23 protein-coding genes are annotated in these 23,609 nt (G+C 49.1%); 9 read left to right on the top strand and 14 right to left on the bottom strand.

The genetic code is table 11. The features are described 5' to 3' along the window. Nucleotides 1-1,186: 1,186 nt before the first annotated feature. The 3 genes from EP073_RS03630 to EP073_RS03620 all read right to left on the bottom strand — a co-directional run bounded on the left by EP073_RS03630 (nt 1,187) and on the right by EP073_RS03620 (nt 3,929). Nucleotides 1,187-1,534 carry an endonuclease domain-containing protein gene (locus EP073_RS03630; RefSeq protein ID WP_128465812.1) on the bottom strand — a complete coding sequence of 116 codons (348 nt, stop codon included), beginning with the start codon at nt 1,532-1,534 and terminating at the stop codon, nt 1,187-1,189. A 48-nt stretch (nt 1,535-1,582) separates the two neighbouring features. Next, the gene (locus tag EP073_RS03625) at nt 1,583-2,491 is read right to left on the bottom strand and encodes a two-component system response regulator (protein ID WP_164885258.1); all 909 of its coding nucleotides are present in this window, start codon (nt 2,489-2,491) and stop codon (nt 1,583-1,585) included. 70 nt (nt 2,492-2,561) lie between these two features. Then, nucleotides 2,562-3,929 (bottom strand): MATE family efflux transporter, encoded by a 1,368-nt coding sequence (locus tag EP073_RS03620; protein ID WP_128465810.1) that lies wholly within the window; start codon nt 3,927-3,929, stop codon nt 2,562-2,564. 133 nt (nt 3,930-4,062) lie between these two features. On the opposite strand from EP073_RS03620, the gene EP073_RS03615 reads away from it, so the two are divergent. Then, nucleotides 4,063-5,169: a GGDEF domain-containing protein gene (locus EP073_RS03615; RefSeq protein ID WP_128465809.1), complete on the top strand. Its 1,107-nt coding sequence runs from the start codon at nt 4,063-4,065 to the stop codon at nt 5,167-5,169. Between the two features lie 3 nt (nt 5,170-5,172). Here the strand turns inward: EP073_RS03615 and EP073_RS03610 are convergent, their stop codons facing one another. Together EP073_RS03610 and EP073_RS03605 are read right to left on the bottom strand one after the other, a co-directional pair. Continuing rightward, the gene (locus EP073_RS03610; protein WP_128465808.1) at nt 5,173-5,892 is read right to left on the bottom strand and encodes a M48 family metallopeptidase; all 720 of its coding nucleotides are present in this window, start codon (nt 5,890-5,892) and stop codon (nt 5,173-5,175) included. 36 nt (nt 5,893-5,928) lie between these two features. Beyond that, the gene (locus EP073_RS03605; protein ID WP_128465807.1) at nt 5,929-6,327 is read right to left on the bottom strand and encodes a tautomerase family protein; all 399 of its coding nucleotides are present in this window, start codon (nt 6,325-6,327) and stop codon (nt 5,929-5,931) included. 73 nt (nt 6,328-6,400) lie between these two features. On the opposite strand from EP073_RS03605, the gene EP073_RS03600 reads away from it, so the two are divergent. Continuing rightward, nucleotides 6,401-6,844, top strand: a complete 444-nt coding sequence (locus tag EP073_RS03600) for a GNAT family N-acetyltransferase (protein WP_128465806.1) — start codon at nt 6,401-6,403, stop codon at nt 6,842-6,844. Here the strand turns inward: EP073_RS03600 and msrA are convergent, their stop codons facing one another. From msrA to EP073_RS03580, 4 genes are all read right to left on the bottom strand, one after another. Then, a complete protein-coding gene (gene msrA, locus EP073_RS03595; protein WP_128465805.1) occupies nt 6,845-7,906 on the bottom strand; it encodes a peptide-methionine (S)-S-oxide reductase MsrA in 1,062 nt (353 codons plus the stop codon). Between the two features lie 289 nt (nt 7,907-8,195). Next, a complete protein-coding gene (ccsB, locus tag EP073_RS03590; RefSeq protein ID WP_128465804.1) occupies nt 8,196-9,272 on the bottom strand; it encodes a c-type cytochrome biogenesis protein CcsB in 1,077 nt (358 codons plus the stop codon). Continuing rightward, a complete protein-coding gene (resB, locus tag EP073_RS03585; protein ID WP_128465803.1) occupies nt 9,272-10,657 on the bottom strand; it encodes a cytochrome c biogenesis protein ResB in 1,386 nt (461 codons plus the stop codon). The genes ccsB and resB overlap by 1 nt, the downstream gene beginning before the upstream one ends. A 163-nt stretch (nt 10,658-10,820) precedes the next feature. Beyond that, on the bottom strand, nt 10,821-12,485 hold the full coding sequence (locus EP073_RS03580) for an ammonia-forming cytochrome c nitrite reductase subunit c552 (RefSeq protein WP_164885257.1): 1,665 nt from the start codon (nt 12,483-12,485) through the stop codon (nt 10,821-10,823). 181 nt (nt 12,486-12,666) lie between these two features. On the opposite strand from EP073_RS03580, the gene EP073_RS03575 reads away from it, so the two are divergent. Then, nucleotides 12,667-13,614 carry a hypothetical protein gene (locus EP073_RS03575; protein WP_128465801.1) on the top strand — a complete coding sequence of 316 codons (948 nt, stop codon included), beginning with the start codon at nt 12,667-12,669 and terminating at the stop codon, nt 13,612-13,614. On the opposite strand, the gene EP073_RS03570 is transcribed toward EP073_RS03575, so the two are convergent. From EP073_RS03570 to EP073_RS03560, 3 genes are all read right to left on the bottom strand, one after another. After that, nucleotides 13,611-14,849, bottom strand: coding sequence for a BaiN/RdsA family NAD(P)/FAD-dependent oxidoreductase (locus EP073_RS03570; RefSeq protein ID WP_128465800.1), 1,239 nt, complete (start codon nt 14,847-14,849; stop codon nt 13,611-13,613). The genes EP073_RS03575 and EP073_RS03570 overlap by 4 nt on opposite strands. Then, a complete protein-coding gene (locus EP073_RS03565) occupies nt 14,846-16,180 on the bottom strand; it encodes a coproporphyrinogen III oxidase family protein (RefSeq protein WP_128465799.1) in 1,335 nt (444 codons plus the stop codon). Before EP073_RS03565 ends, EP073_RS03570 begins: the two co-directional genes overlap by 4 nt. 64 nt (nt 16,181-16,244) lie before the next feature. After that, complete coding sequence (locus tag EP073_RS03560; protein WP_128465798.1) at nt 16,245-17,018, bottom strand: RMD1 family protein; 774 nt, start codon at nt 17,016-17,018, stop codon at nt 16,245-16,247. A gap of 125 nt (nt 17,019-17,143) precedes the next feature. On the opposite strand from EP073_RS03560, the gene EP073_RS03555 reads away from it, so the two are divergent. From EP073_RS03555 to EP073_RS03530, 6 genes are all read left to right on the top strand, one after another. Beyond that, complete coding sequence (locus tag EP073_RS03555) at nt 17,144-17,998, top strand: formate/nitrite transporter family protein (protein WP_128465797.1); 855 nt, start codon at nt 17,144-17,146, stop codon at nt 17,996-17,998. An 82-nt stretch (nt 17,999-18,080) separates the two neighbouring features. Beyond that, nucleotides 18,081-18,425: a DMT family protein gene (locus EP073_RS03550; RefSeq protein ID WP_241654043.1), complete on the top strand. Its 345-nt coding sequence runs from the start codon at nt 18,081-18,083 to the stop codon at nt 18,423-18,425. A gap of 71 nt (nt 18,426-18,496) precedes the next feature. Continuing rightward, nucleotides 18,497-19,222: a C39 family peptidase gene (locus EP073_RS03545; protein WP_128465796.1), complete on the top strand. Its 726-nt coding sequence runs from the start codon at nt 18,497-18,499 to the stop codon at nt 19,220-19,222. Beyond that, nucleotides 19,219-20,676, top strand: coding sequence for a RimK family ATP-grasp domain-containing protein (locus tag EP073_RS03540; protein WP_128465795.1), 1,458 nt, complete (start codon nt 19,219-19,221; stop codon nt 20,674-20,676). Before EP073_RS03545 ends, EP073_RS03540 begins: the two co-directional genes overlap by 4 nt. A 2-nt stretch (nt 20,677-20,678) precedes the next feature. Further along, complete coding sequence (locus EP073_RS03535) at nt 20,679-21,890, top strand: carboxylate-amine ligase (protein WP_128465794.1); 1,212 nt, start codon at nt 20,679-20,681, stop codon at nt 21,888-21,890. Further along, a complete protein-coding gene (locus EP073_RS03530; protein ID WP_128465793.1) occupies nt 21,857-22,552 on the top strand; it encodes an N-formylglutamate amidohydrolase in 696 nt (231 codons plus the stop codon). Before EP073_RS03535 ends, EP073_RS03530 begins: the two co-directional genes overlap by 34 nt. Here the strand turns inward: EP073_RS03530 and EP073_RS03525 are convergent. Continuing rightward, nucleotides 22,542-23,018: a hypothetical protein gene (locus tag EP073_RS03525; RefSeq protein ID WP_128465792.1), complete on the bottom strand. Its 477-nt coding sequence runs from the start codon at nt 23,016-23,018 to the stop codon at nt 22,542-22,544. The two genes, EP073_RS03530 and EP073_RS03525, sit on opposite strands and share 11 nt — an antisense overlap. A 19-nt stretch (nt 23,019-23,037) precedes the next feature. Further along, nucleotides 23,038-23,601, bottom strand: coding sequence for a DUF2589 domain-containing protein (locus EP073_RS03520; protein WP_128465791.1), 564 nt, complete (start codon nt 23,599-23,601; stop codon nt 23,038-23,040). Nucleotides 23,602-23,609: the final 8 nt, after the last annotated feature.

Below are 23,609 nucleotides of genomic sequence, written 5' to 3'. Positions count from 1 at the left end.
TCGCTTTACCATCTTATTTTTTTCATATTTTAGTTTTAATCAAAACTTATTAGTCATTACTAAATCAGCGTAAAATCCTATTATTCCATATGTATAGTAATTTCGTAATATTTGCATAATTACCCAGAAGATGACTAGGTGTTAAAGTATACTTAACCTTTCTATTTATCTGGAAATATAGAAACTGACTTTTCTTGGTAATGCCAATGTAAAAATTATTAAGAAAATAAATTAACATTGGTTTATTTTAGCCTGATAATAATTTTCCGCAGACGCCTTACACATAAGACTTATTAAGTCACTAGGATTTAACTGAAAACTAATATTACGCACCACGGAGACATTGTTTTTAGTTTTATCATCGAATTTTACCTATGGATTACCGGAAAAAAAATTTATTGAACTAATTGAGATATTTCTGAAATGAGGAAGCGGGAGATTGCGTCACTGCGAGGAGCGAAGCGATGAAGCAGTCTCTAAATTTAACGAGAGATTGCTTCACCCTTTCAGGGTTCGCAATGACGCCTCAGAGCTGAACAGTTACACGGACGGAACTGCGCCGTGCGAAGCGAAGCCGTGTTCACCACGGCGCGAGCGTGTGAAGAAACGGACAGGTGAAGAAGTTGGGGATAATATTGAAAGCAGAAATAAAAATCCCCCTCAATCCCCCTTTAACAAAGGGGGAGGTTATTGCAGTCAAAGAGGAACTCCCTCCTTTTGCAAAGGAGGGTGGGGGAGGATTTCAGCAACGCATCGGTTAGAAAATCCCCCTCAATCCCCCTTTAACAAAGGGGGAGGTTATTGCAGTCAAAGAAAAACCCCCTCCTTTTGCAAAGGAGGGCGGGGGAGGATTTCAGCAACGCATCGGTTAGAAAATCCCCCTCAATCCCCCTTTAACAAAGGGGGAGGTTATTGCAGTCAAAGAGGAACTCCCTCCTTTTGTAAAGGAGGGCGGGGGAGGATTTCAGCAACGCATCGGTTAGAAAATCCCCCTCAATCCCCCTTTAACAAAGGGGGAAGTTGTTGCTGTCAAAGAAAAACCCCCTCCTTTTGCAAAGGAGGGCGGGGGAGGATTTCAGCAACGCATCGGTTAGAAAATCCCCCTCAATCCCCCTTTAATAAAGGGGGAAGTTGTTGCTGTCAAAGAAAAACCCCCTCCTTTTGCAAAGGAGGGGGGGGGAGGATTTCAGCAATGTTCGTAAATTGTCTGAATAACTCCGTCAATATTAATCAAAACTTCTGTGTTGCTGAATCTCAGCACTTTGAGCCCGTGCCTCAGCAACAATCTGTCTCTTTCATTATCTTTCTGAATTGCTTCTTCACTGAAATGCTGCCCGCCATCAATTTCCATAACCAACTTAGAGGCAGGACAATAAAAATCAAGAATATAATTTTCGATGACTTTCTGCCTGTAAAACTGCAGTCCCTTTATTTGTTTTCTTCTGATTTTTGACCAAATCAGCAACTCAGCATCGGTCATATTCTTCCTGAGTGCTCTGGAGAAAGATTTAAGATTTTTATTATATCTGATCATAAATCCCCCTCAGTCCCCCTTTAACAAAGGGGGAAGCTATTACAGCTCCTACCTGCATCCGCCGATGGTGTAGGCTGAACCGCCCTTCTCTTTCGACTTATAGACACAGGCGTCCGCCTCTTCCAGAAGAATTTTATACTGATCCGCATGTTCGGGATATATGCTTATCCCTATACTTATACCAACCTCAAGCACCAGATCATTATCTGTATATATGGGCGCAGTGACCGCTTTAATTATTTTTTTAGCCATTACCGATGCTTCTTCCTCGTTTTTCACATTTTCGGCAAGAATAACAAACTCGTCTCCGCCAAGACGCGCGACGGTATCCGTGGCACGCACTATTTTCAGCAGTCTTGAGGCAATCTCTTTAAGCACCTCATCCCCGATGTGATGTCCGTAGGTGTCATTGATGGGTTTGAATTTATCCAGATCCATATAAAAAAGCGCGAAGCGTTTCTGATACCTGTTCCAGTTATCTATGTAATCTCTGGCTTTTTCCTGAAGCATGAAGCGGTTGGCAAGTCCCGTGAGGCTGTCGTGGGTGGCTTTGTAGTAGTTTTCCTCGGATGAGTCACGAAGCTCCTTTTCGCTGTTGAACTTTTCGATCGCTTTTTCCACTATGGTTTTAAGAACGTTTCTGTCGCAGGGTTTCTGGAGAAATTTGAAGACGGAGCCCTCATTCACCGCTCTCACGGCGATTTCGAGATCCGCATTTCCGGTGAGCATAATCCTCACGCTGTTGGGATTGATTTCAGAAGCGCGCCGAATGAACTCCACGCCGTCCATCTTGGGCATTTTGTAATCGGAAACGACCACATCAAACGCCTCTTCACGCATCATTTCAAGAGCTTTTACCGGCGAATCGCACAGGGCAATATCGAATTCCCTGAATGTGCGGCGGAAGGTGTCCAGAATGAATTTATCATCGTCAACAAAAAGGATTCTGTTTTTCATCGGCATTCCTGCTGTTTATATATATCCTCAATTATATATACATTATTTACGGAATGTGCCAAAGAAAAATTCAGACTGCGGGCTGAATCTCCTTCCATCTGCCGCTTTTATAGCGGACATAAAGCAGCACAGGAAAGAGCAAAAAGAGGAGCACAACAGACGTCCACCCTGCCCTTGCCGAGAAATTCAGTGTGTTCATAATAATATACGTGGCTATGGTTATTGACCAGTTTATACTCACCGAAATAACCATAGCCCAGAAAGTATCCCCCGCACCTCGCAGAGCGCCCATGAAAACCACCATTTGCGCCGTAACAAGCACATAGACAGAAGCCAACCTCAGCATATAAACTGTAAGGGGTACGGCAGCCTCAAATGCGGGATCAGCCGTATCCGGTCTGAAAAAATCCGTAAGCTGATAAGGGAGAAATACGAAGAGCAAAGCCACTATGACGGAGTAAATCACGCCGAGCTTCAGACCTGAGATGACGGTCTTGTGCACAATGTCATGCCTTCCTGCGCCTATGTAGCGCCCCACAAGGCTTGTAACGCCTATTTCCACACCGATCAGCGGAACAAAGGCAACGTGATCCCAGTTGAACATTATTGTCGCCGCTGTGGCAGTGGTGAGTCCCTGAGCATGAAAAATAAGCACTATGAATGTAAACGCCGTGAAACCGAGCAAAAACTCAAATCCCGCGGGTGTGCCGAACTTCATCAGTTTGAGGGTAAGCGCCCTGTCAAATCTGAATGAGCCCTTTATACCGTAAGTGTCTACATTATCCTTTCTCATATAAGCAAAAACAAGAATCGATATACTTGAGATACTGCCGATTATAGTACCGATCGCAGCGCCCCGCATGCCCATCTCAGGCAGACCGAAGTGACCGAAAATAAGCACCCAGCTTGCCCCGACATTCACAACCATAGCGCCCAGAGAGGCGAACATCACTACCCCTGTTTTACCGATACCTGAAAAGAAGCAGCTTAAGGAGTGCCTGATGAGAAAAAATACCGATCCGTAAATGAGTATATCAAAATACTGGCGCTGATAGTAAAGCTGCGCCTCGTCCATGCCTGTTTTGGTGAACATGTAGTGAATCAGCGGGCGGGTGAGGAGGATAAGCGGATAAGCAAGGACAGAGATTATTATACCCTGAAAAGCGGAAGTGCCGCACATTTCCTTTTTACCGGCACCGTAGAACTGCGCTATCATCGCTGTGGAATAACCGATTAGCCCTATGAAGAAAACAGTAAGCATGAAGCTGCTCATTCCGCCGCTCATCGCCGCGCTCATCTGCACAGAGCCCAGACGGGAGAGGAAAAGCCTGTCCGTGAAAACCATCACCGTTTCACACGCATTTGAAACAAGCATGGGAAACGCTATGTAAATCATCTCTTTAACGCCGCCCTCGGCGTACCTGACGTTAGAACTCACAAATAACTCCGAATAATGGGAAACAAAAAATATAACCCTGAAAACACTTTTCAGCAAGGGGAAACAGGAAGCGCATAAAGCTAATCTTTTCTCTGTAATTTACGATTATATAAAAAAATTGCGGAATGTAGATATGACAAAGGAACAAAAAGCGGTCTCAGACCGCATAAGGCTGTCGGGCGGCTTCAAAAACAGGCGGCTGGAAGCTCTTTTCCGCAGGGAAAAGGCTGGCGTCACGATAATGAAAATGCGTCTTTTCTTCACTCTGTACGCAGTGATGTACTCCGTTTACGCCGCATCGGCTCAGCCGCCGGAAGTGCGGATCGCAGGAGCGCTTCTGGCTGTGTTATCAGCCGTCTGCGTGCTCAGGCTCCCGAAAAAACCGGCAAGAGCAAACATTCTCTCCGGCACATCGGTTCTGGTTTTCTTTGTCTTCAACCTTTTATATAGCTTCCTTGTCGGCGAAACGCACCCGCTGATTTACGCAGGACTGCTTGTCCCGTTCATCTTTCCGGAGATTCCGCTGAAAACCCTTATCTATCTCACCCTGCTGCCGTTTTTTACCCTTAAATGGCTGACCGGAGCCGGAAGCGGACTTGCGGCGGTTCTCATTATTTTTGCAGGAACGGTCTTCTATGTTATCACATCTTACATGCGCAGGAGCTACTTCCTCCATATGCGCAGAGAAAGCGCCGGAGAAAGAACCGGACACTTCGCGCAGGCTGCGGGCAACGGCAGCGGAAAGGATCTCCTCACCGGGCTGAAAACTCTCGATACGTTTCTGGAACAGGCAGATTCGCTTCTGAAAGGCAAACCCGCCGAGAATGACAGCTTCATCATAGTCTGCGATATTGACGGTTTTGATAAAATCAACAGAGCCCACGGACAGGAAGCCGGAGACATGATACTTCAGGGAACAGCACAGAGGCTGAGAAGCATGGTATCCCCCGCGGACATCATCGCCAGAACCGGAGGAGGGGAGTTCTCCGTCCTCCTTGCGGACGAAACGGAAGCAACTGCGGGAAAGCTGGCGGAAAGAATAAGGATAAATATTGAAAACAGCAGGTGGAAGACACCCAAGTCTGAGTCGATGGTGACTGTTTCCGCAGGCATTGCCATTGTCTGCCCGGAAGGAACGGAAAACGCAGCGGATGTTTTCTATAAAGCCAGAGAAGCGATGTTCACCGCCAAGGCAAACGGAAGGAACCGCACGGCATTCTACAGCAGCGGCGAATGCTGACAGTCAGCCTGTTACGCAGCTTTTCATAAACTGCCGTATCCGCTTATAATCAGGCACATACTCGGCAACAAGAGCCCAGAACCTGTCGCTGTGGTTGGGGTGTCTGAGGTGCGCCAGCTCATGGACGCACACATAATCAGCGCATTCGGCGGGCAGCTTGGTAAGCTCGTAATTTATTGATATACGCCCGAGGGAGGAGCAGCTTCCCCAGCGGCTGCCCGTTTTGCGGAAAGATACCTTGCGGTATATCAGCCCCATTTCTGAGGAACGCTTCTCAAGCATCGGAGTTATCACATCCTCCGCCTTTCTCTTGCGAAAGGTCTCCAGAGCCTTGAAAAAATATTCTTCCTTAAAGAGATACGGATTGATCTCCGCCTTTATGCAGCCGCCGGATAAATACACATCCGCCCTGCCTAGTCCTGCCAGAGGATTGCGGATTATCTCAAGGGGATATTTCACGCCGAACAGCGGCACAGGGCAGCCGTCTTCAAACCGCACGGCGTCCAGCCTTTCACGCGTTACTGACATCCGCCGGAATATCCACTCCGCCTTTTTCTCAATTACTGAGAGGATCGTCTTCTCCGGTACGGCAGGCGCTTTCACCAAAATCACGCCGTCCGCGTCCACGGAAATATATATATTCTTAAGTCCCGCCTTCACCGTGTGGCGGTAGGAAACCTCACGCCCGCAGGTGAGAACGGCTCTTTTAACATCGCTGCTCATGGAGCGGATAATAACCTCAGGCGGCAAGGATTACAATCACTCATTAAGAGGATCTTCCCCCTGATGCCAAGAGGCAAGATAGCGTTCGTTCAGGTGAAAATCCTCTCCCTTATGCTCGGTAAAGGTCACATACATATTGTCAAACGGGATGAAAAACAGGCTGTTGATAATCTCCATGAACCCCAACGCAAGCTTGCGTCTCTGCTGAATCGTGCGCCCTTCCCTTATGTCGGCGTTTACGAGAGCCACACCCTCTTTGTTGTTTTTCACTCTGCCTATGAAAAGGTTATAGGTGTCATACTCACGGATGCTTATGCCGACATGGTCTGTACCTGTGTCCATAACAAGCGAAAAAAGCTCCTTAACCCTCTCGGCGAGAGCCTTTTTCTCGTCGTCGCTTATTTTCCTGTTAATCTCGAACTGTAAGTGTGGCATATACGCCTCCTTTATAGTATTAATTATATAATCAAATACTGCATACGCCAGTTTAAATAAGGCAGGAAAAGTTATGGAAATTGTCAGAGCGGAAATGAAGGATATACCCACCCTATCCCGCCTGCTCTCTTATCTTTTTGAGCAGGAAGCGGAATTTTCACCGGATACAGAGGCGCAGGAAAAGGGGCTCAGGCTCATAATAGATGATCCCCGCACAGGCGACATACTCATAATGCGGGAAAGCGGACACGCCGTAGGCATGGTAAACCTTCTGTACACAGTGAGTACCGCTCTGGGCGGCAAAGTCGCGGTTCTGGAGGATATGGTGGTCGCGCCTGAAAAAAGAGGCACTGGAACAGGCAAAAAACTGCTCGGCGCTGCCGTGGAACATGCGAAAAAGCAGGGCTGCATGCGCATAACCCTGCTTACGGACACTGTAAACGAAAAGGCGCAGAGATTTTACGAACGTCACGGGTTTACAATCTCGCCCATGCTGCCGATGCGCCTTCTTTTGTGATTATTCCTCAAAAAGCTTCAAAAACTCGCCGTAGCCTTCCTTCTCAAGGTCTTCCTTGGGAATAAAGCGCATGGAAGCGGAGTTCATGCAGTATCTCATGCCTGTGGGAGCGGGACCGTCCTCAAACACGTGCCCGAGGTGGGAATCGCCGTGCTTGCTGCGGACTTCCGTTCTCGCCTGAAAAAGGCTCTTGTCCACACGGGTAACCACATTGTCCCTCATCAGCGGCTTGGTGAAGCTCGGCCAGCCTGTGCCGGAGTCGTATTTATCCCTTGAGGAAAAAAGCGGTTCGCCGGAAACCACGTCAACGTAAATTCCGTCCTGCTTATTGTCCCAAGTATCTCCGGTGAAAGCTCTTTCAGTGCCTTCATGCTGAGTTACCTTGTACTGCATCGGGGTGAGCCTCTGCTTCAGATTATCATCAGACGGTTTTTTAAAGCTGCGCCAGTCCGTTTTTGGTACGGCGGGTTTCTCCTTGCCCCATGTCTTTTCGATGAAGCCTGCCCTGCCGGAGCCGACTTTGTATCTGTTGTAGTGGTTCGCGTTTTTTTTGTAGTAATCCTGATGATATTCCTCAGCTCTGTAAAACTTCACGGCGGGCAGAATGTTTGTCGCTATGGGCTGTTTGAACTTGCCTGAGTTTGCCAGAGCCCGCTTGGAGATCTCGGCGGCGTCTCTCTGCTCAGGGCTGTGGTAAAATACCGCAGTCCTGTACTGTGTGCCCTTGTCTGCGAACTGACCGCCTCTGTCCACGGGGTCAATATTCCGCCAGAATACCTCAAGCAGCTCCTTATAGCTTATAACAGAAGGATCAAAGGTTATCTGCACCGCTTCATAATGCCCGGTAAAGCCTGCGCTCACGTCCTCGTAGGTGGGGTTTTCAACCTTGCCTCCGGTGTAGCCCGCTATGACATCCTTTACGCCGTTCAGCTTTTCAAAGGGTGGCTCCATACACCAAAAGCAGCCTCCCGCAAATGTGGCGGTTTCGTATTTTTCAGCGCTCATAGATTCACCTGTCATTAATAGAAAGAGTAATGCCGGAATGAAAAGAAATTTTTTCATAGTGCCTCCGCACAGGGGTAAGAATAAATATATGTATACCTGTGGAGTAATGAAAGGGAAACTGAGAGGAAGTTCTTAACAATAATCACCGGATCCGCAAAAGATTACTTCGAGTTAGCGAAAGCGTCGGAGCGGTCTCAGGGTTCGCAATAACGTAAACAGTTCAAAGAACGGCATTATGCGTCATCCTGAACACAAGTGAAGGATCTCAAACTGCTGCAAGAGCAACATATCCGCAGGTTTGGGATTCTTCGGCTAAAGCCTCAGAATGACGCTGAAGATCATCAGGTCAGAAGGCGCCGTAACTGTGCAGACCGCTCAGAAGCAGATTTACTCCGACATATGTGAAAATAGTGCTCAAAAAGCCGATAACGGCAACGACTGTCACCTTGCGCCCCTGCCATCCCCGAACATAACGCCCGTGGAGGTAAAACGCGTAGATAAGCCATGTAATCAGCGACCATGTTTCCTTCGGATCCCATGACCAGTAATGCCCCCATGCCTTGTCTGCCCAGATTGCGCCGAAAATCAGTCCGCCAACGGTGAATACGGGGAATCCCACGGAAACCGCCTTATATGTCAGTTCCTCAAGAAGCTCCTGCGTCAGCCCGAGCTTTTCCGCCAGAGCGGAGATTACATTCCCGAAATACCACAGAAAAAGCCACACTGTGAGAAAACCGATTATGATTATGGCAATGTCCGAACCGTCCGCCCTTCTGAACAGGTCTGTAAACGGCTTGGACATCCCTTCCCTGTTTCCGGAGGAAGCCTTGATCAGCATATCAGCCAGCATACCCCCCATGGTAAAAATGAACAGAGAGAGTGTTCCTGTCCAGAACAGGTAAACTCCTGAGCTTTTCCTTTTATCGCTGAGAGCGAGATGAAGCACCGCGGCTATGAACGAAACGGCGAATGCCGCATATGCTATGAAGCTGAGAGAGGCATGGGCAAGAAGCCAGTTGCTCTTAAGCGCAGGGAGGATAGGTTGAATGTCCTTGGACATTCCCGTGGTGTCTATGAACGCTATAGCCATCCCCGCAAGCATTGCGGCGAGAGCGCCGAACGCCTTGACACGGTAATAGTACTCCACAAGTATATTGCCCAGAATAAGACACCATGCGAAAAATACCAGAGATTCATAAAGGTTTGTTATGGGGATCGACTGGAAAAATCCCAGACTGTACATCTGCGAGAATGCGAACCAACGGATCACAAAAGCACCGGTGTGGCAGGCGAAGCTCACTAAAGCCACTGATGAAGCAACCTTGCCTACAATATCCCTTCCGGTGACAAAGTAGGCTATATAAATAACCATAGCAAGCAGATAGCCCAGACCCGCCGCCGCAAAAAGAGGTGATGAACTCATTATTTTTCCCCCCTGCCGCTTTCGATTGCCGCCGAAAGCGATTTAAACATCTTCTCCGCCTCACGCTGAGCCGTTACTCTGCCCTTGTCCTTATGATAAAAAAAACGGACAGAAACACTGCCGCCGCTCGGCTTCACAACTGACCAGACCCTTCTGTGCGATGTGTAGAACGCAATAATTACACCAAGGGAAATGATTATAAAGCCCAGATAGATTACGGGCAGACCCGGATCTATGCGTGCGGAAAGAACAGAATACTCAGCACCCCATACATCGCTGAAGGTTATGTGCATGTTGTTGAAATCGCCGGAAGCGGGGTCTTTCATGAGTATCCACTCGCTGGCGGACTCACCTTCCTGATTGGTGAAGACAAAGTTCAGAGCGGGGTTAACAAGCTGAGTGCTGAAGTTTACCAGACCGCCGTCACTGTCCTTTCCGAGGGCGGGGGCGAAGTCGTTCAGCTTAACCTTAAGATTGAGATCGGGAATGTCAAATTCCTGTCCCAGCCCCATGGAATATTCCGAGCGTACGCCGGAAATGAGAGAATCCACTGTGAATTTAAAAATAACGTCCCTGTTGGGAAATACACCATAGCTTGATTGATAAAAGGTTACGCCGTCAAACTTTACGGGGCTGTTCACGGAGACAACCGCCTCTGTCGTCACGTTGTCCTTTATGAAGTGTATCTTGGAGCGGAAGGAGCTCTGCTTCGGTGAATTTTCGTAATACTCGGACTCAAAGTTTTCAAGATATACGCTGAAAGGAAGCTCTATCTCCTTATCCTTCCCTGCGGTGACGATGTGCTCCAGCTTTCCCTCAAGAATGGCAATATTCCCGTTGTAACCGAATATGCCGCCGATGAAGCCGCCCGTAATGAGTATCACGAGACCTAAATGGGTCACAAATGCGCCGGATTTGCCGTATCTGCCTTTTTCGGCGGCAAGAACATCCCCGCCCTCAGCCCTTGCCCAGCGGGAAAAGACCGACGCAAACGCCTTGGATACGTTTTCGGATGAAGCCCTGAATTCCTTTTCCTCAACAAAGTAAGCGGAGAAGGAGTCTTTCTCGGTGCTTATTTTTCCTGTGAGCTTCCTCCATGTGGCGGGAAACTTCCGGACGGAGCAGAAAATAAGGTTCAGCGCCAGAAGCAGCAGTATGAAGTTAAACCAGTATGTATGGTAAAGGTCTGTGAAACCTGTTTTATCCAGAAATGAGTAAACAACGGGGGCGGCGTCGCCGAAAGCTTCCCTGAGCCTTGCCGTGGTTTCCTCTGCGGGGGCATGCTGCCGGATAAAAGTACCCACTGAAGATACAAAAATTATAACCGTAAAAATGAAAAGAGCGAACCTGAGCGAACCCGCGGCGTGGAAGACTTTTTTTATCATAATTAAAATTCCTGTTTATAAAATAAATTACGGTATTCTATATGTTGTTTCTGAGAATCCCATAATATATATAAACTCTTTAGATATATTCATACAGTATTTTTTTGTAAAAAAGATCGGGGGCGTAAAGCCCCCGATCCGCATTATTCGCCTGTGGTCTTAATTACTTCGCCGCAGCCTGTGCTTTTTTCATTTCGGCTATGGCATCGTTGATTATCTTAATTCCAAGCTGTGACTCATCAACAGATTTGGTGAGAGATTCTCTCGCCAGTTCAGGGTTGTGGAAGCCGTCGGAGTTTTCGGCTACCCAGTATTCCCAAAGAATGTGAGCCTTAAGCTGCTGCTGCTGAGCCTGTTTGATCACATCTTCGCTGAGACCCTTGTCTTTGCCTTCAACTATTTTGTCGATAAGCTGAGACAGCCAGAATTCCGCTTTTCTCATTTTGCCTTTGGTGTAGGCTTTTACAGAGTCGATGGAGTAGATCGCGTCTTTCTCTGTCCAGCCTGTGTGGCAGCCGCCTGAGAGGCATGATTCTTTGATGTGCTCTCTGGGTGTCACGGCGAAGTGAGAAGTGTATTTTTTGCCTGTTTTCTTATTGATCATCTTCGGAGTGTGACATCCGTCACAGCTTACACCCGCTTTTGCGTGTTTTGAGTTGTAGTGTGTTTCAGCCTCGGGGTGCTGAGCTTTCCAAAGAGGCGCGCCGCTGAAAGCGTTTTTAAAGTCTATGAACGCAATCTGGTTTACGTAGTGGTCATAGAGCTGAAGCACGTCTTTGAAGGGGAAGTGGTTTGTTCTTTCATCGTCAAATGTTACTTTCTCTCCGGTCTTGGCATCTGTACCGGGGTTGCAGTTGTACTCAACGTGGCACTGACCGCACTGAAGCGTAGCATCGTATTTCTCAAGGATAGCGATTTTCCTTGTGTAGCCTCTCATACCCATGTCGATAACTTCGATTTTGGTTCTGTTCGGGTCTTTGTGCCACAGAGTGTCAGCCTCGGGTCTTGTAAGAGCCTGAATAAGGGCATCTCTCACGATTCTGGGCTTAGCTGCGTGGGGATCATGGCATGTATAGCAGTTAAGACCGTGCTGAAGCTTTTTAGTCTGGATCATAGCCGTGGGGTTGCTCTTTCTTGAGAAAGGAGCGCCGACGTTGGGATCTCCGAGATAAGCCCAGTCAAGTATGTGGTCCTGAGTTTTACACTGGAAGCACACGGGATTTACCGCTGCTGCGGTCTGTCTCATAAAGGGCTTGTGGTCGCTTGATTCGGGGTGGGTGTCAACGATAGAATCCCAGAGTTTACCGGGTTTTTCATTAACATACATCCATCCGTTTTTAGGCTGGAATCTTCCGCCTGCCGCACGGTCAACTATGACCTGATCAAGAAGCATAAAGCCGTGGCTTCTTGTGAGGGCATGCTCTTTTGTGAAGCCGTGAGGAGCCATAAGCTTGTCCCAGAAGGGGTTGGGCGCTCTGTTTGTGAGCTGTGATTTTTCATCCCTTGCCGGTCTGTGCTTGCTGACTTCAAGGAAACTGCCGTGCTGTTCCTTATGGCATGCTCCGCAGGCATCCCATGAAGTGAACACTTCGGGACGTTTGGATGAGTCTTTCAGGTGCTCGTCAAGACCGCCGTGGCAGCTGATACAGTTAACACCTTTGTGTTTGCCGGACTGGTGAAGTCCCTGAACCACATCATGGCACTCATAACAGGTTTTGGGATCAACTTTTTTAACGGCAGCTTTCTGAGCTGCTTCCGCGGACTGAGCTGAAACGAGAAGCATAAGCCCTGCGAGAACGCCGAGAATAAAAGCGCACTTTTTAAACATGTAAACCTCCTGAAGAATTAACGAATGTTTATGCGTTGTCCAACTATACCTGCAAATTCGTAAATGGGACGTTAAGGTTCTGAAAGGGATGTAAAGTTTGTGAAGGGCGCCTGATACGGAACAAAAACTCAGATTAAACATTTTGAGTATATTGCCGATAAGCATACTCAGGAAGGGTACTATGATTATCAAATTCGAAAACCCCGTTGGCGGACTGTATCAAACAGGCGCCTTTTCAGAAAGCACCCCAGCAGGCGGCAATGCCGAAAGAAAAGCCGATTCAGACACAGTTCAGATCTCGTCAGCCGCTGCGAAGCTCGGCAAAATCCTTGAAGACCTCCGCAGCGCAAAATCAGTGCAGGAAGCGCAGGACATCAAAAACACGCTTATGCTTGAGAAGAGCACAGGACTTTATAAGCTCATAATGCCTGACAGCGCCTCAATATCCGAACTTGCTTCTGCGCTCGCGGAAAACGGTAAAAGCATCCCCAAGCCTGATGAGACCACGAATGATGTTCAGTGGGGATCTATGGTGCGCCTCGGCGAAACCGTAGGTATCGATGACGGCGAAGTGCTGGCAAGCCTGACAGCAGAGGATCTCAACCTCTTTTTCAATGAATTTGTCGAAAAGGAAGGAATCACAGATCCGGCGATAAAGCAGTTCACAGATACAGACAGCTTCTGGAAGGCGGTATTCAAAACCGATGAGGAAGGAAACTTTCTCAAAGAAAATGGAAAAGCTGTGAGAAACACAGACTTTGAGTTTGTAATGATCTCAAAACCCCAACCTAATATAAAGATCACATCCGATTATGATATTTCATCTATATACGGCAACGCCTCGTTCACAAGGGATCAGAATTATGATACTGATCTCACTGCCCTTTCCCCGGAAACCATCCTTCGCTGGGATGACGCGATAAGGTACAGGAATCCGAATATGAAAGGGATGGCTCTGGGCGATTCGTCCTCCGGAGCAAAGGGAGTGTGGAATGCCGGTGAAGATGAAGCCGCTTATTTTAAACGGGAACCGGGCTTCTACATGCTTCAAAGCAAAACGAATTTCAACTCATACTTCCGTAAGACGGCGGAAACCGGGTATACAACCGAAAAGTTCACCTACAGCTAAACTGCGCCCGCCGATTTCCCCGCGAGTGCGCCTGTGCTCCAGCACATCTGGAGGTTATAGCCGCCTGTGGGGGCGTCAAGGTCAAGAACTTCCCCCGCGAAGTAAAGGTTTTCGATTATTTTCGACTTCATGGTTTTAGGGTCAACCTCCCTGAGGTTCACGCCGCCCGCAGTGACAGTGGCTTTGTTAAAGCCGTGGAAGGAATCTATAACAGTCTCAAGCTCCTTCATCAGTCCCAGAAGAACCTTTCTGTGCACCTTTGAGACCTTCGCCCCGTGGATTTCGCCGTCCAGAGCGGAGAGCTTAATCACGACAGGCAGCAGCTTTGGCGGGAGAATTGCCCCGAGTGCTGTTTTCATCATCTTTTTATCATTCGACGCAAAGAGCTCCGCAAGGCGCTTATCAAGCTCCTCTCTCGTCTCATCGGGGAATATATCCAGTAAGAGCCTCATCCCATGCTCACTTCCGGAGATTCTTCTGCTTATGTTATAAACAACGGGTCCGGTCATTCCGTCCCCTGTAAAAAGGAGATCACTCCGTTCTTCGGCAATCTTTTTGCCGGAATATGCGCTTAAGGACACATCCCGCAGACTCAGCCCCTCAAGATCAGCTATCCAGCGTTCTCTGAGCTTAACCGGGGTAAGCACCGGACGGAGCGGAACAATGGTATGTCCGCAGCGCTCCGCCCATTTATAGCCGTCGCCCTTGGAGCCTGTGGCGGGGTAGCTCAGTCCGCCTGTTGCTATTACAACTCTGTCAGCACGGATGATGCTGTTTTCAAGGATAATACCTGTGACCCTGCCGTCCGCACATTCAAGACGTTTCACTTCGGCGTCTGTCCATATCTTAACGCCGCTGAAACGGATGAACGCGGTAAGCGCCCTGAGAACGGACTTAGCGTCGTCATCATCAGGGAACACCCTGCCTGCGTCCTCCTCCGCACACGCCACCCCGAGTTCAGAGAAGAATTTCAGTGTATCCGCCGGAGAAAATGAGCTGAAAGCGGAGTAGAGAAAACGCCCCTCCTTTCCGAAAACTTCCGTGAGTTTCTTTATATCTGTCTGATTATTGGTGAGATTACAGCGTCCGCCGCCGGTTATCAGCAGCTTGCGCCCGAGGGAAGAACCCCGTTCCAGAAGCACGGTCTTTGCCCCTGCGGAAGCCGCAAACCCCGAAGCCATAAGCCCCGCAGCACCGCCGCCTATTACAGCCACGTCAAAAAAATTTTCCGTCATTCATCTTCCCTGCAACCAAGGCAGATTCTCTCATCCTCCGCCTTAAGGTCTGCTCTCATGGATTCTCTTATATAGTCCATACCGTTATAGAACCCTTTCATCATTACGGAAAGAAGAAAACGTCCCTTGGGGGTGAGAATGGTCTTACCATCCCGTCTGCTCACAGCGCCCACAGCTTTAAGGGCATTATATTCAAAAAAAGGTCTGTACGGAGGCTCGGCGTGGAGACCGAACATCTCCACCATCATGCGGTACTGCTTAACCGAATGCCTGCCGAAGGCAGTGCTTTTTACCACGGAAGCCATCCCCGCCGCCACACGGTCCGCATATTCCTTAAGAGAAAACGAATTGGCATACAGAGTGCCGTTCAGAAAGCTGAATGCCCCCGAACCCAAGCCCACATATTCGCTGTGATCCACAACGTATTCGTCTATAAATTCCTTCTTTTTCAGGGCGTAAGCCCATGATGTGCGCTGAATGTACGGTTCGGTCATGTTTTTCATGATGAGGGCGAAGAGCCTTGCCTCATTTTCGTTTGTTGATTTACCAATCTTTTCCCTGAGCTTTCTCCCCACAAAAGGGGCGTACATAAGCGGATAAAAAGTCACCTGCTGGGGGTTCAGCTCCCGCACCTTGCGTATGTCCTCCAGAAGCTCTTCCTCAGTCTGCCCGGGAAAGTTGTACATCAAATCCACATTCACGATGGGAAAGTGCTTCAGTATAGCCTGCACCTTCTCATACTGCTCGGCTCCGCTGCCGAACTTCGTTTTTCTGCCTATATTTTCGAGATATTTATCGTTAAAGGTCTGTATCCCCACGGAAAGACGGTCTATCCGCCCTTCGGTGTATTTCAGGCTTTCGGGATCTATATGATTGGGATCGCTCTCGCAGGAGATTTCGGTTATGCCGAAAAGCTCTCTGGCAAGGTCAATTGTCTTTGCCAGCTCATCAGGGAGAATAGACGTTGTGCCGCCGCCGAAATAAGCCGAGCTGAAGCTGTAGCCCAGCCGTGCCGTCATGCGCATCTCATCCCTCAGCAGGCTGAAATAGCGTCTTGCAGTTTCCTCATTAAACTTAAATCTGTGAAATGAGCAGTAAGGGCACAGAGTGAGACAGAAAGGCACATGAAGATAGAGCAGATAGCTCTTGTTTTTGTCAGCCGGAGGCAGAACAGTTACGCTGTCCTCCGAAAAGCGGAGATAGTATTTCACCGCCGATTTCATTATCAGCCTCGCCGCTTTGGCTGTAAAGCCCCAGCTGATGCCGTCTGCATCACCTGACGCTGAATCCTCCGCGCGAAGATATGAGTTTTCCCTCGGGAACCCCGCCAAAATACACCCCCGTCAATAAATAACAGCCGCCCGACCAAGACGGCTGAGGTACCATTAACACTATTTATACATGTTTAATGAACATTTCGTAAAGAGTAAGCATTATCTCCACAATAATCAGAATAACTATGTACCACTCCACTCTGAGCGAATGGGCGTTGTGCTGAAGACCGAGCTGCTTTTCCGTGGTGTCGGTCACTAGCTTGAGCTTCCTCTCCAGCGCCTTGCTGCGCTCTATTATCTCAAACTCGTCCTCAAGCTTGAGGTAAAGCCTTTCAAGCTCCGGATGTTCCCACAGGATCTCCGGCTTTTCGTTCACCTCAACCCCGCCGACCATGGTGTGCTGAATGAGCAGCGCCGAGCCGATGGTGCTCACCAGCTCTCTGTAAGTGCGGGTTTTGCCCACACCGGATCTCAGACGCAGGGCTAGGGGCTCTATCTGCTGAAAAACCTCAGACATGGCAGCCTCATACCTGCCGAGCATTACGCTTTTCGCCAGAATATCCGCCATTGTGAGAACATGCTGGCGGGTAAGCTCCGTCACCCGCACATAATCGCCCTCAAACTTATCTTCGTTTGATCCGGTCTGGATAAACAGACTCTCAGTTTCAATAGAAGTGTCGGGCTCATCTATAAACGGCTCAAGCTCTGAGAGAATGTCATTCCTCTCCTTATCGCTCAGACCGACAGTGACAACCACGCCGAAACGGAAGATAACCACCCACTGATCCTCACCCAGCCGGAAGCTCAGCGGGAGATGGGATGTGCGTTCGCCGATTTCGATTCCTTTTGTTCTGATCTTCTCGCTGACGGACATTGCCGTCATTAAAAGTTGCATTTTTTCACCTGCTGATATAAAAAGTACAGATATTATAGAATTATAGAACTTTCCGGAAAACTAATCATCAAAATTTCTTCTTTTTTACAAAAAATAAAACGAACATACTCTGTTACAGGTGCCTGATGCGGAAATTCCTCACCCCTCCCGAAATGACCGAAGCCATGCTTGAAACCGCCGCCGCAAAATGCGCTCTGCCTGCTTCCAGAGCATTTGTTTTGGCGCTTCTGGCGGGAGCGTACATAGGCTTTGCCGCACATCTGGCTACCATGGTAACCACAGGCAGCACAGAGTGGGTCGGTGTTCAGCGGTTCCTCACCGGAGCGGTGTTCTCCTTCGGGCTCATGCTGGCTGTCATCCCGGGGTCTGAGCTTTGGACAGGGAATACGATGATGATCGCAGGGGTTGCGGATAAAAGGATAACCGCCGCTGACATGCTGCGGAACTGGATGATAGTTTACACGGGCAATCTCATAGGCGCCGTGCTTCTCGCCCTGCTTGTGGTGAAGGGAACCGGACTGACTGACGGGCAGTTCGGTGCTACGGCGATAAAGATCGCCTATGCCAAAACCGCTGAACCTGTCTACGGGATAGAGCATCAATACGCTTACTTCTTCAGGGGGCTTTTATGCAACTGGCTGGTGTGCCTAGCTATTCTCATAGCGATGAGTGCGCAGGACATTGGCGGGAAAATACTCGGAATCTTTTTTCCCATAATGGCTTTTGTCGCCAGCGGGTTTGAGCACTCAGTGGCGAATATGTACTTCATCCCTGCCGGTATATTCGCCAAATCCTTTCCCGCGGCAGTCACTGCAAGCGGGCTTGAGCCGGCGTCCCTTTCTGTTCTCGGCTGGGGGAGCATGTTCACCGGAAACATAATCGCCGTAACCCTCGGAAACCTTGCCGGAGGCGGGCTCATGGTCGCATGCGCCATGCTGTTCGCATACGGCGGGAAAAACAGAAAGCAACACGTCAAATAAATATTGATTTGCTCATAAATAGGATTATAGTCTGATCTCGTCCGTCCACTATATTTTCAGGTACGGGAATGAGGTACAGGCTTTGTTCCGCACAGTTTTTCTTCTCGTTTTGTCCAACATTTTCATGACCTACGCATGGTACGGTCATCTCAAGACTCTCAGAGACAAGCCGCTTATGATCGCTATTCTTGTTTCGTGGGGCGTTGCTTTTTTTGAATACTGTCTTCAGGTTCCGGCAAACAGGCACGGCTTCGGCATGTTTACCCTGCCTCAGCTCAAGGTTATGCAGGAGATAATAACCATGGGGGTATTCGCAGTTTTCGCAGTGTGGTATATGAATGTGCCTGTGACACGGAACTTTTTCTACGCTTCTATGTGTCTGGTGGGTGCCGCGTATTTCATATTCAGAGACGCTGCGGCTCTTTAAGCGGAGAAACCTTAACTTATACTTGATAATTTATCTTCAAAGGTAAAATATACAATTATGGATGAGCGCATATGAACAGAGACATGAACATAAGCATTCTTCCGCAGCCGGATGATACCTCCTGCGGTCCGACATGCCTTCACGCCGTTTATTCCTACTACGGCGAAGACATAGAGCTTTCTACCCTCAGAGATGAAATAACCGAGCTGGAAACAGGCGGAACCCTCGCCGTGATCCTCGGTCTGCACGCACTGAAAAAGGGCTATAAAGCAACGATTTACTCTTACAACCTTATGGTTTTCGACCCTACATGGTTCAGGCTGCCCCCTGACGGTATGATTAAAAAGCTGAAAATGCAGATGGAAGTGAAAAATGACAGCAAACTGCGCTATACTTCCAAAAAGTATATAGAGTTCCTAACACTCGGCGGTGAGCTGAAGTTCGCGGATCTCTCCCCTGCCCTCATACGGAAATATCTGGACAGGCAGACTCCCATAATAACGGCGCTGAGCGCCACATACCTTTACCGCAGCCCGAGAGAGATACCTGAGAACACCGACTATGACGACCTGAGAGGCGAACCCTCCGGTCACTTTGTTGTCATAACCGGATACGATAAACCGGCGAAAAAAGTGAGCGTGGCTGATCCCATGCTCCCCAACCCGTTTATGAAAACAAGCCGCTACAGCGTAAGGATGACGCATCTTATAAATGCCATCCTTCTGGGCGTTCTCACATACGATGCCAAACTGCTGGTTATCGAAAAAAATGAAACGGACGGTGATGTGCAGAAATGACAAATATTATAGTAGTTAACACACCCTCAGAATGGAAGTTCGACACTCCCGACGCAAGAGTGGTTTCCGCATGGAACTACCTCACAGACCCTGAATTCAACACCATGAAAAAAGCTAAGGTTTTCAACCTCTGCCGTTCATACCAGTACCAGAGCTACGGATACTATGTTTCGCTTCTGGCGGCAGCCAGAAACCATATACCCTATCCGAATGTTATGACCATTCAGGACTTTAAGTCAAAGGCGTTCGCGAAGCTTATTTCCGATGAAATAGACGAGCTTATACAGAAGAGCCTCGGACATCTCACATCCGAAAGCTTTACCTTAAGCATATACTTCGGGCGCAACCTCGCCAAGAGATACGACAAGCTCAGCTCACGCCTTTTCGGAATGTTCGTTGCCCCCATGGTGCGGGCGGACTTTGTGAAGCTCAAGGAAAAGTGGATGATCCACGCCATAGCTCCCATATCCATGACGCAGGTTCCGGAAGAGCACTTCGGCTTTGTGGAGCAGGCTGCCAGAGAGTTCTTCGTCCGTAAGCCCAGAGCAGCCCAGAAAAAGAACTACCGATTCGACCTTGCCATACTCACCAATGCCTCTGAAAAGACCCCACCCTCTGACGATGTGGCGATTCAGCGTTTCATGAAAGCTGCTGAGAAGGAAGGGGTAAACGCTGAGATAATCAGCAAGGACGACTACACCCGCATACCCGAGTTTGACGCGCTCTTCATAAGAGAGACCACCAGCGTAAACCACCATACATATCGTTTCTCCCGCAAGGCGGAGACGGAAGGGCTTGTTGTGATGGACGACCCCGCCTCGATCCTACGCTGCACCAACAAGGTTTATCTGTCCGAGCTTATGCAGAAAAACAAGATACCCACGCCCAAAACCACCATTCTGCACAGGCACAACATGAACCACGCAAAGAAGGTTCTCCCCTTCCCGATCATCCTCAAGCAGCCTGACAGCTCATTCTCTCAGGGTGTGGTGAAGGTCAATGACGAGAAGGAATACAAGGAAGCCATGGAAAAGCTCCTCGACAAGTCCGCCCTTGTGGTGGCGCAGGAGTTCATGCCCACCAGCTTTGACTGGCGTGTGGGAGTAATAGGCGGAAAGCCGATTTACGTCTGCCGTTACTTCATGCACGGCAATCACTGGCAGATTGTGGAATGCGATGAAAACGGGCAGCTCCACAACGGAAAATTCGACACAATGCCCGTTGAAGCCGCCCCCGCCGGAGTAGTGGAGCTTGCCCTCAAGGCGACTAAGTGCATAGGCAACTCACTCTACGGAGTGGATATAAAACAGGTCGGCGATAAATTCTACGTCATAGAGGTAAACGATAACCCAAGCATAGAATCTGATGTTGAGGACAATGTGCTGGGCAAAAAGCTCTATGAGATAATCATCGGCGAATTTGTGAACAGGCTTGTCGCGAGGAAGGTAAAGTAACTATGTACGGACTTTTTTCCGTTTGCGGAATAGAACTGGAGTACATGATAGTCTCAAAAGACGGACTCGGAGTACTGCCCGTCAGCGATCAGCTTCTTAAAGCCGCCGCCGGAGAAATAACCCAGTGCTTTGAGCACGGAGCGGTGGGCTGGTCAAACGAGCTTGTTCTGCACGTAATAGAGCTTAAGACAAACGGTCCGGCGAAGGAAATCAGCGGGCTGGACACTCAGTTTGCCGAAAACATCGCAAAAATAAACGCAATCCTCAGCGGGTCTGGCGGGATGCTCATGCCCACAGCCATGCACCCGTTCATGAACCCCGATACGGACATGCACCTCTGGAACCACGGCGATAAGGAAATATACGAAACATACAACAGGATTTTCAACTGCAAGGGGCACGGCTGGTCAAATCTTCAGAGCACCCACATTAACCTTCCCTTCGCCACTGACGAGGAATTCGGCAGACTCCATGCGGCGATCAGAGTTCTTCTGCCGCTGATTCCGGCTCTCGCCGCAAGCTCCCCGTTCCGTGAGGGGGAACACACCGGCTGGCTGGACACAAGAATAATCACTTACAGAAACAATCAGAAGAAGATCCCCTTCATCACCGGACAGGTGATCCCCGAGCCGTGTTTTTCATGGGAAGCTTACGAAAAGGGGATACTGGAGCCCATGTACAGAGATATAGCACCCTATGATCCGGAGTGCATACTTCAGGAGGAGTGGCTGAACTCAAGAGGAGCCATAGCGAGATTTGACCGCAGGGCGATAGAGATACGCCTTATGGATATACAGGAATGCCCCAAGGCGGATATGGCGGCGGTTTCTCTTATAACAGAGACATTGAAAAAGCTGATCAGCGGCGGGTGGAGCACCTATTCCTCACAGAAGGAGGCGGATCAGGCTTTTTTGGTTGACCTCATGAATAAATGCGCGAAAGACGCCCGCAATGTGGACATAGAAAACCCTGCGTATCTCAGCCTGCTGAACATCGAAGGCAAGGTGACGGCGGCTGAGCTGCTCCTTGAGCTGGCTGAAAGGATGCCCGAAAACGCGCCGTATAAAGCCGAAGCGGTGAAGCTCTGCTCCATTGACTCCCTTGCGGAGAGAATAATGTCCCAAACTGGAAACAGACCTTCCGTTGGCAGGCTCAGGGAAGTTTACGGAGAACTGGCTGAGTGTCTGGCGGAAAACAGATTCTTTCAGCCATGAGCGTAATAGTCATCTGTGAGCACGCCGTAAACACTGTACCTGCGGAGTTCGGGTATATGTTCAGGGGAAATGAAGACATTCTCCGATCACACAGAGGCTATGACGCGGGAGCGGCTGAGGCGGCACTTCTTCTGGGAAAGCTGCTCGGCATAACTCCGATCACGGGCAGCATCACACGCCTGATCATCGACCTCAACCGCTCGCCGCACAACAGGGCGGTCTTCTCGGAATTTTCCAAAAACCTCAGTACAACGGAAAAACAGAGGCTTTTCGATGAATACCACACGCCGTTCAGAAAAAAAGTTCTTGAGGCTGCGGAAAAAGCGAAAAGACCTGTGCTCCATATTTCCGTTCATTCATTCACTCCGGTATTGAACGGCGATATACGGAAGGCGGACATAGGCATTCTTTACAATCCGGCAAGAGAGAGCGAAAAAGCGGCGGCAGCAGCCCTAGCTAGGGGACTTAAGACACTGCCGTATAAGGTGATGAAAAACAGCCCATATCAGGGCAAATCCGACGGCACGGCTGCATGGCTCCGCAAGCTCATACCCGATGCGGATTACTCCGGCATTGAACTTGAACTCAATCAAAAACTCCTCACGGACGGGCGCTTTCCGGAGGAAATAATCGCTAAAACGGCAGCCCTTCTTAAGGACTGAAAGAGATAAGAGCGTAGCCCAAAGCACCTCTGGTGTCTATAGAACACAGCTCGCACTCCTTCTCACCCCGCTCATACTCCAGCAGTTCCCCTCTGTAACCGTCTGTAATAAGCCCGAAAACAAGTTTCCTATAGTCCTTGTATTCACGCTTTATCTGCGAAAACTTCTCTATATCTCTTATTATGCTCGGATAAAATGCCCCGCGGTTATAGAATGACTGGCATTTCAGTTCAGCCACATAACTTTCGCCATCAAAATGAAGTAAAAAGTCAGCCTTTAAATCCGCTTTACGGTATACATTCACCTCACGCTCAAAGAACACGTTATTAGAATTAAAGAAGCATGCCATTTCGCATTGAAACCATATTTCAAAACCGCCGGGCAGCCTGCTGATATAGTTTATTTTACGCTCGTTTTCACCAATCCAGTTAACTATTTCCCTTCTGAAAAGCGCCGAGAAAGACATGAGTATTCTCCTGTTTCCGTCAGCCGCCGCTGCCGGAAACAGGAATCGGCGTAACGCAGGATGCCATAATGTCCATGAGGCGGCTTAAGCCTTCCGTGGGCTGCTGCTGTCTGGCGGAAACACGAACCTGATATTTCGCTGTCTGGTTGGTGCTTCTGGTGTTTTCTCTTGTGGAGGTGACATTGCCGTGAATCTTGATCCCGCCGCTGCCGAATAGACCGAACTTGAAATTAGCGTTAACATCAGCGTCCACGCTCTTTGAATCTGTCTCCTTTGCCGTTGCGGTGTCTGTGACCTCCATCTGAAAGTCGATCTGAACATCATCGACAAGGAGCGACGGAATCGGCACGAGTCCGATAAAAGGCGCCTGCACCTTCACATTTGACACTCCGCCCTGATCACCCAGCGGTCGCTGAAGATTAAACTCAAGCAGCCTCGGCTTATCGCCGTCAAAGCCTATCTCCTTCATAAAAGCAAAAGCTGAAACCGCCAGATGCTTCTGCGCGTCGCACGCCGCCTTAAGAGGCGCGGCTATGAGCTCCTCAATGGGCAGTCCCCTGAACTCCGAACCAACGTTAGGCATGGTAAACT

It is taken from the genome of Geovibrio thiophilus, assembly GCF_004087915.1.
Lineage (GTDB): Bacteria > Chrysiogenota > Deferribacteres > Deferribacterales > Geovibrionaceae > Geovibrio > Geovibrio thiophilus.
This window is presented reverse-complemented; position numbering and strand designations above follow the sequence as displayed.

Bases quoted from the DNA above. Each gene is read 5' to 3' on its own strand.
- EP073_RS03630 (WP_128465812.1), bottom strand. From the start codon at position 1,534: ATGATCAGATATAATAAAAATCTTAAATCTTTCTCCAGAGCACTCAGG.
- EP073_RS03625 (WP_164885258.1), bottom strand. From the start codon at position 2,491: ATGAAAAACAGAATCCTTTTTGTTGACGATGATAAATTCATTCTGGAC.
- EP073_RS03615 (WP_128465809.1), top strand. From the start codon at position 4,063: ATGACAAAGGAACAAAAAGCGGTCTCAGACCGCATAAGGCTGTCGGGC.
- EP073_RS03610 (WP_128465808.1), bottom strand. From the start codon at position 5,892: ATGAGCAGCGATGTTAAAAGAGCCGTTCTCACCTGCGGGCGTGAGGTT.
- EP073_RS03605 (WP_128465807.1), bottom strand. From the start codon at position 6,327: ATGCCACACTTACAGTTCGAGATTAACAGGAAAATAAGCGACGACGAG.
- EP073_RS03600 (WP_128465806.1), top strand. From the start codon at position 6,401: ATGGAAATTGTCAGAGCGGAAATGAAGGATATACCCACCCTATCCCGC.
- msrA (WP_128465805.1), bottom strand. From the start codon at position 7,906: ATGAAAAAATTTCTTTTCATTCCGGCATTACTCTTTCTATTAATGACA.
- ccsB (WP_128465804.1), bottom strand. From the start codon at position 9,272: ATGAGTTCATCACCTCTTTTTGCGGCGGCGGGTCTGGGCTATCTGCTT.
- resB (WP_128465803.1), bottom strand. From the start codon at position 10,657: ATGATAAAAAAAGTCTTCCACGCCGCGGGTTCGCTCAGGTTCGCTCTT.
- EP073_RS03580 (WP_164885257.1), bottom strand. From the start codon at position 12,485: ATGTTTAAAAAGTGCGCTTTTATTCTCGGCGTTCTCGCAGGGCTTATG.
- EP073_RS03575 (WP_128465801.1), top strand. From the start codon at position 12,667: ATGATTATCAAATTCGAAAACCCCGTTGGCGGACTGTATCAAACAGGC.
- EP073_RS03570 (WP_128465800.1), bottom strand. From the start codon at position 14,849: ATGACGGAAAATTTTTTTGACGTGGCTGTAATAGGCGGCGGTGCTGCG.
- EP073_RS03560 (WP_128465798.1), bottom strand. From the start codon at position 17,018: ATGCAACTTTTAATGACGGCAATGTCCGTCAGCGAGAAGATCAGAACA.
- EP073_RS03555 (WP_128465797.1), top strand. From the start codon at position 17,144: ATGCGGAAATTCCTCACCCCTCCCGAAATGACCGAAGCCATGCTTGAA.
- EP073_RS03545 (WP_128465796.1), top strand. From the start codon at position 18,497: ATGAACAGAGACATGAACATAAGCATTCTTCCGCAGCCGGATGATACC.
- EP073_RS03540 (WP_128465795.1), top strand. From the start codon at position 19,219: ATGACAAATATTATAGTAGTTAACACACCCTCAGAATGGAAGTTCGAC.
- EP073_RS03535 (WP_128465794.1), top strand. From the start codon at position 20,679: ATGTACGGACTTTTTTCCGTTTGCGGAATAGAACTGGAGTACATGATA.
- EP073_RS03525 (WP_128465792.1), bottom strand. From the start codon at position 23,018: ATGTCTTTCTCGGCGCTTTTCAGAAGGGAAATAGTTAACTGGATTGGT.
- EP073_RS03520 (WP_128465791.1), bottom strand. From the start codon at position 23,601: ATGCCTAACGTTGGTTCGGAGTTCAGGGGACTGCCCATTGAGGAGCTC.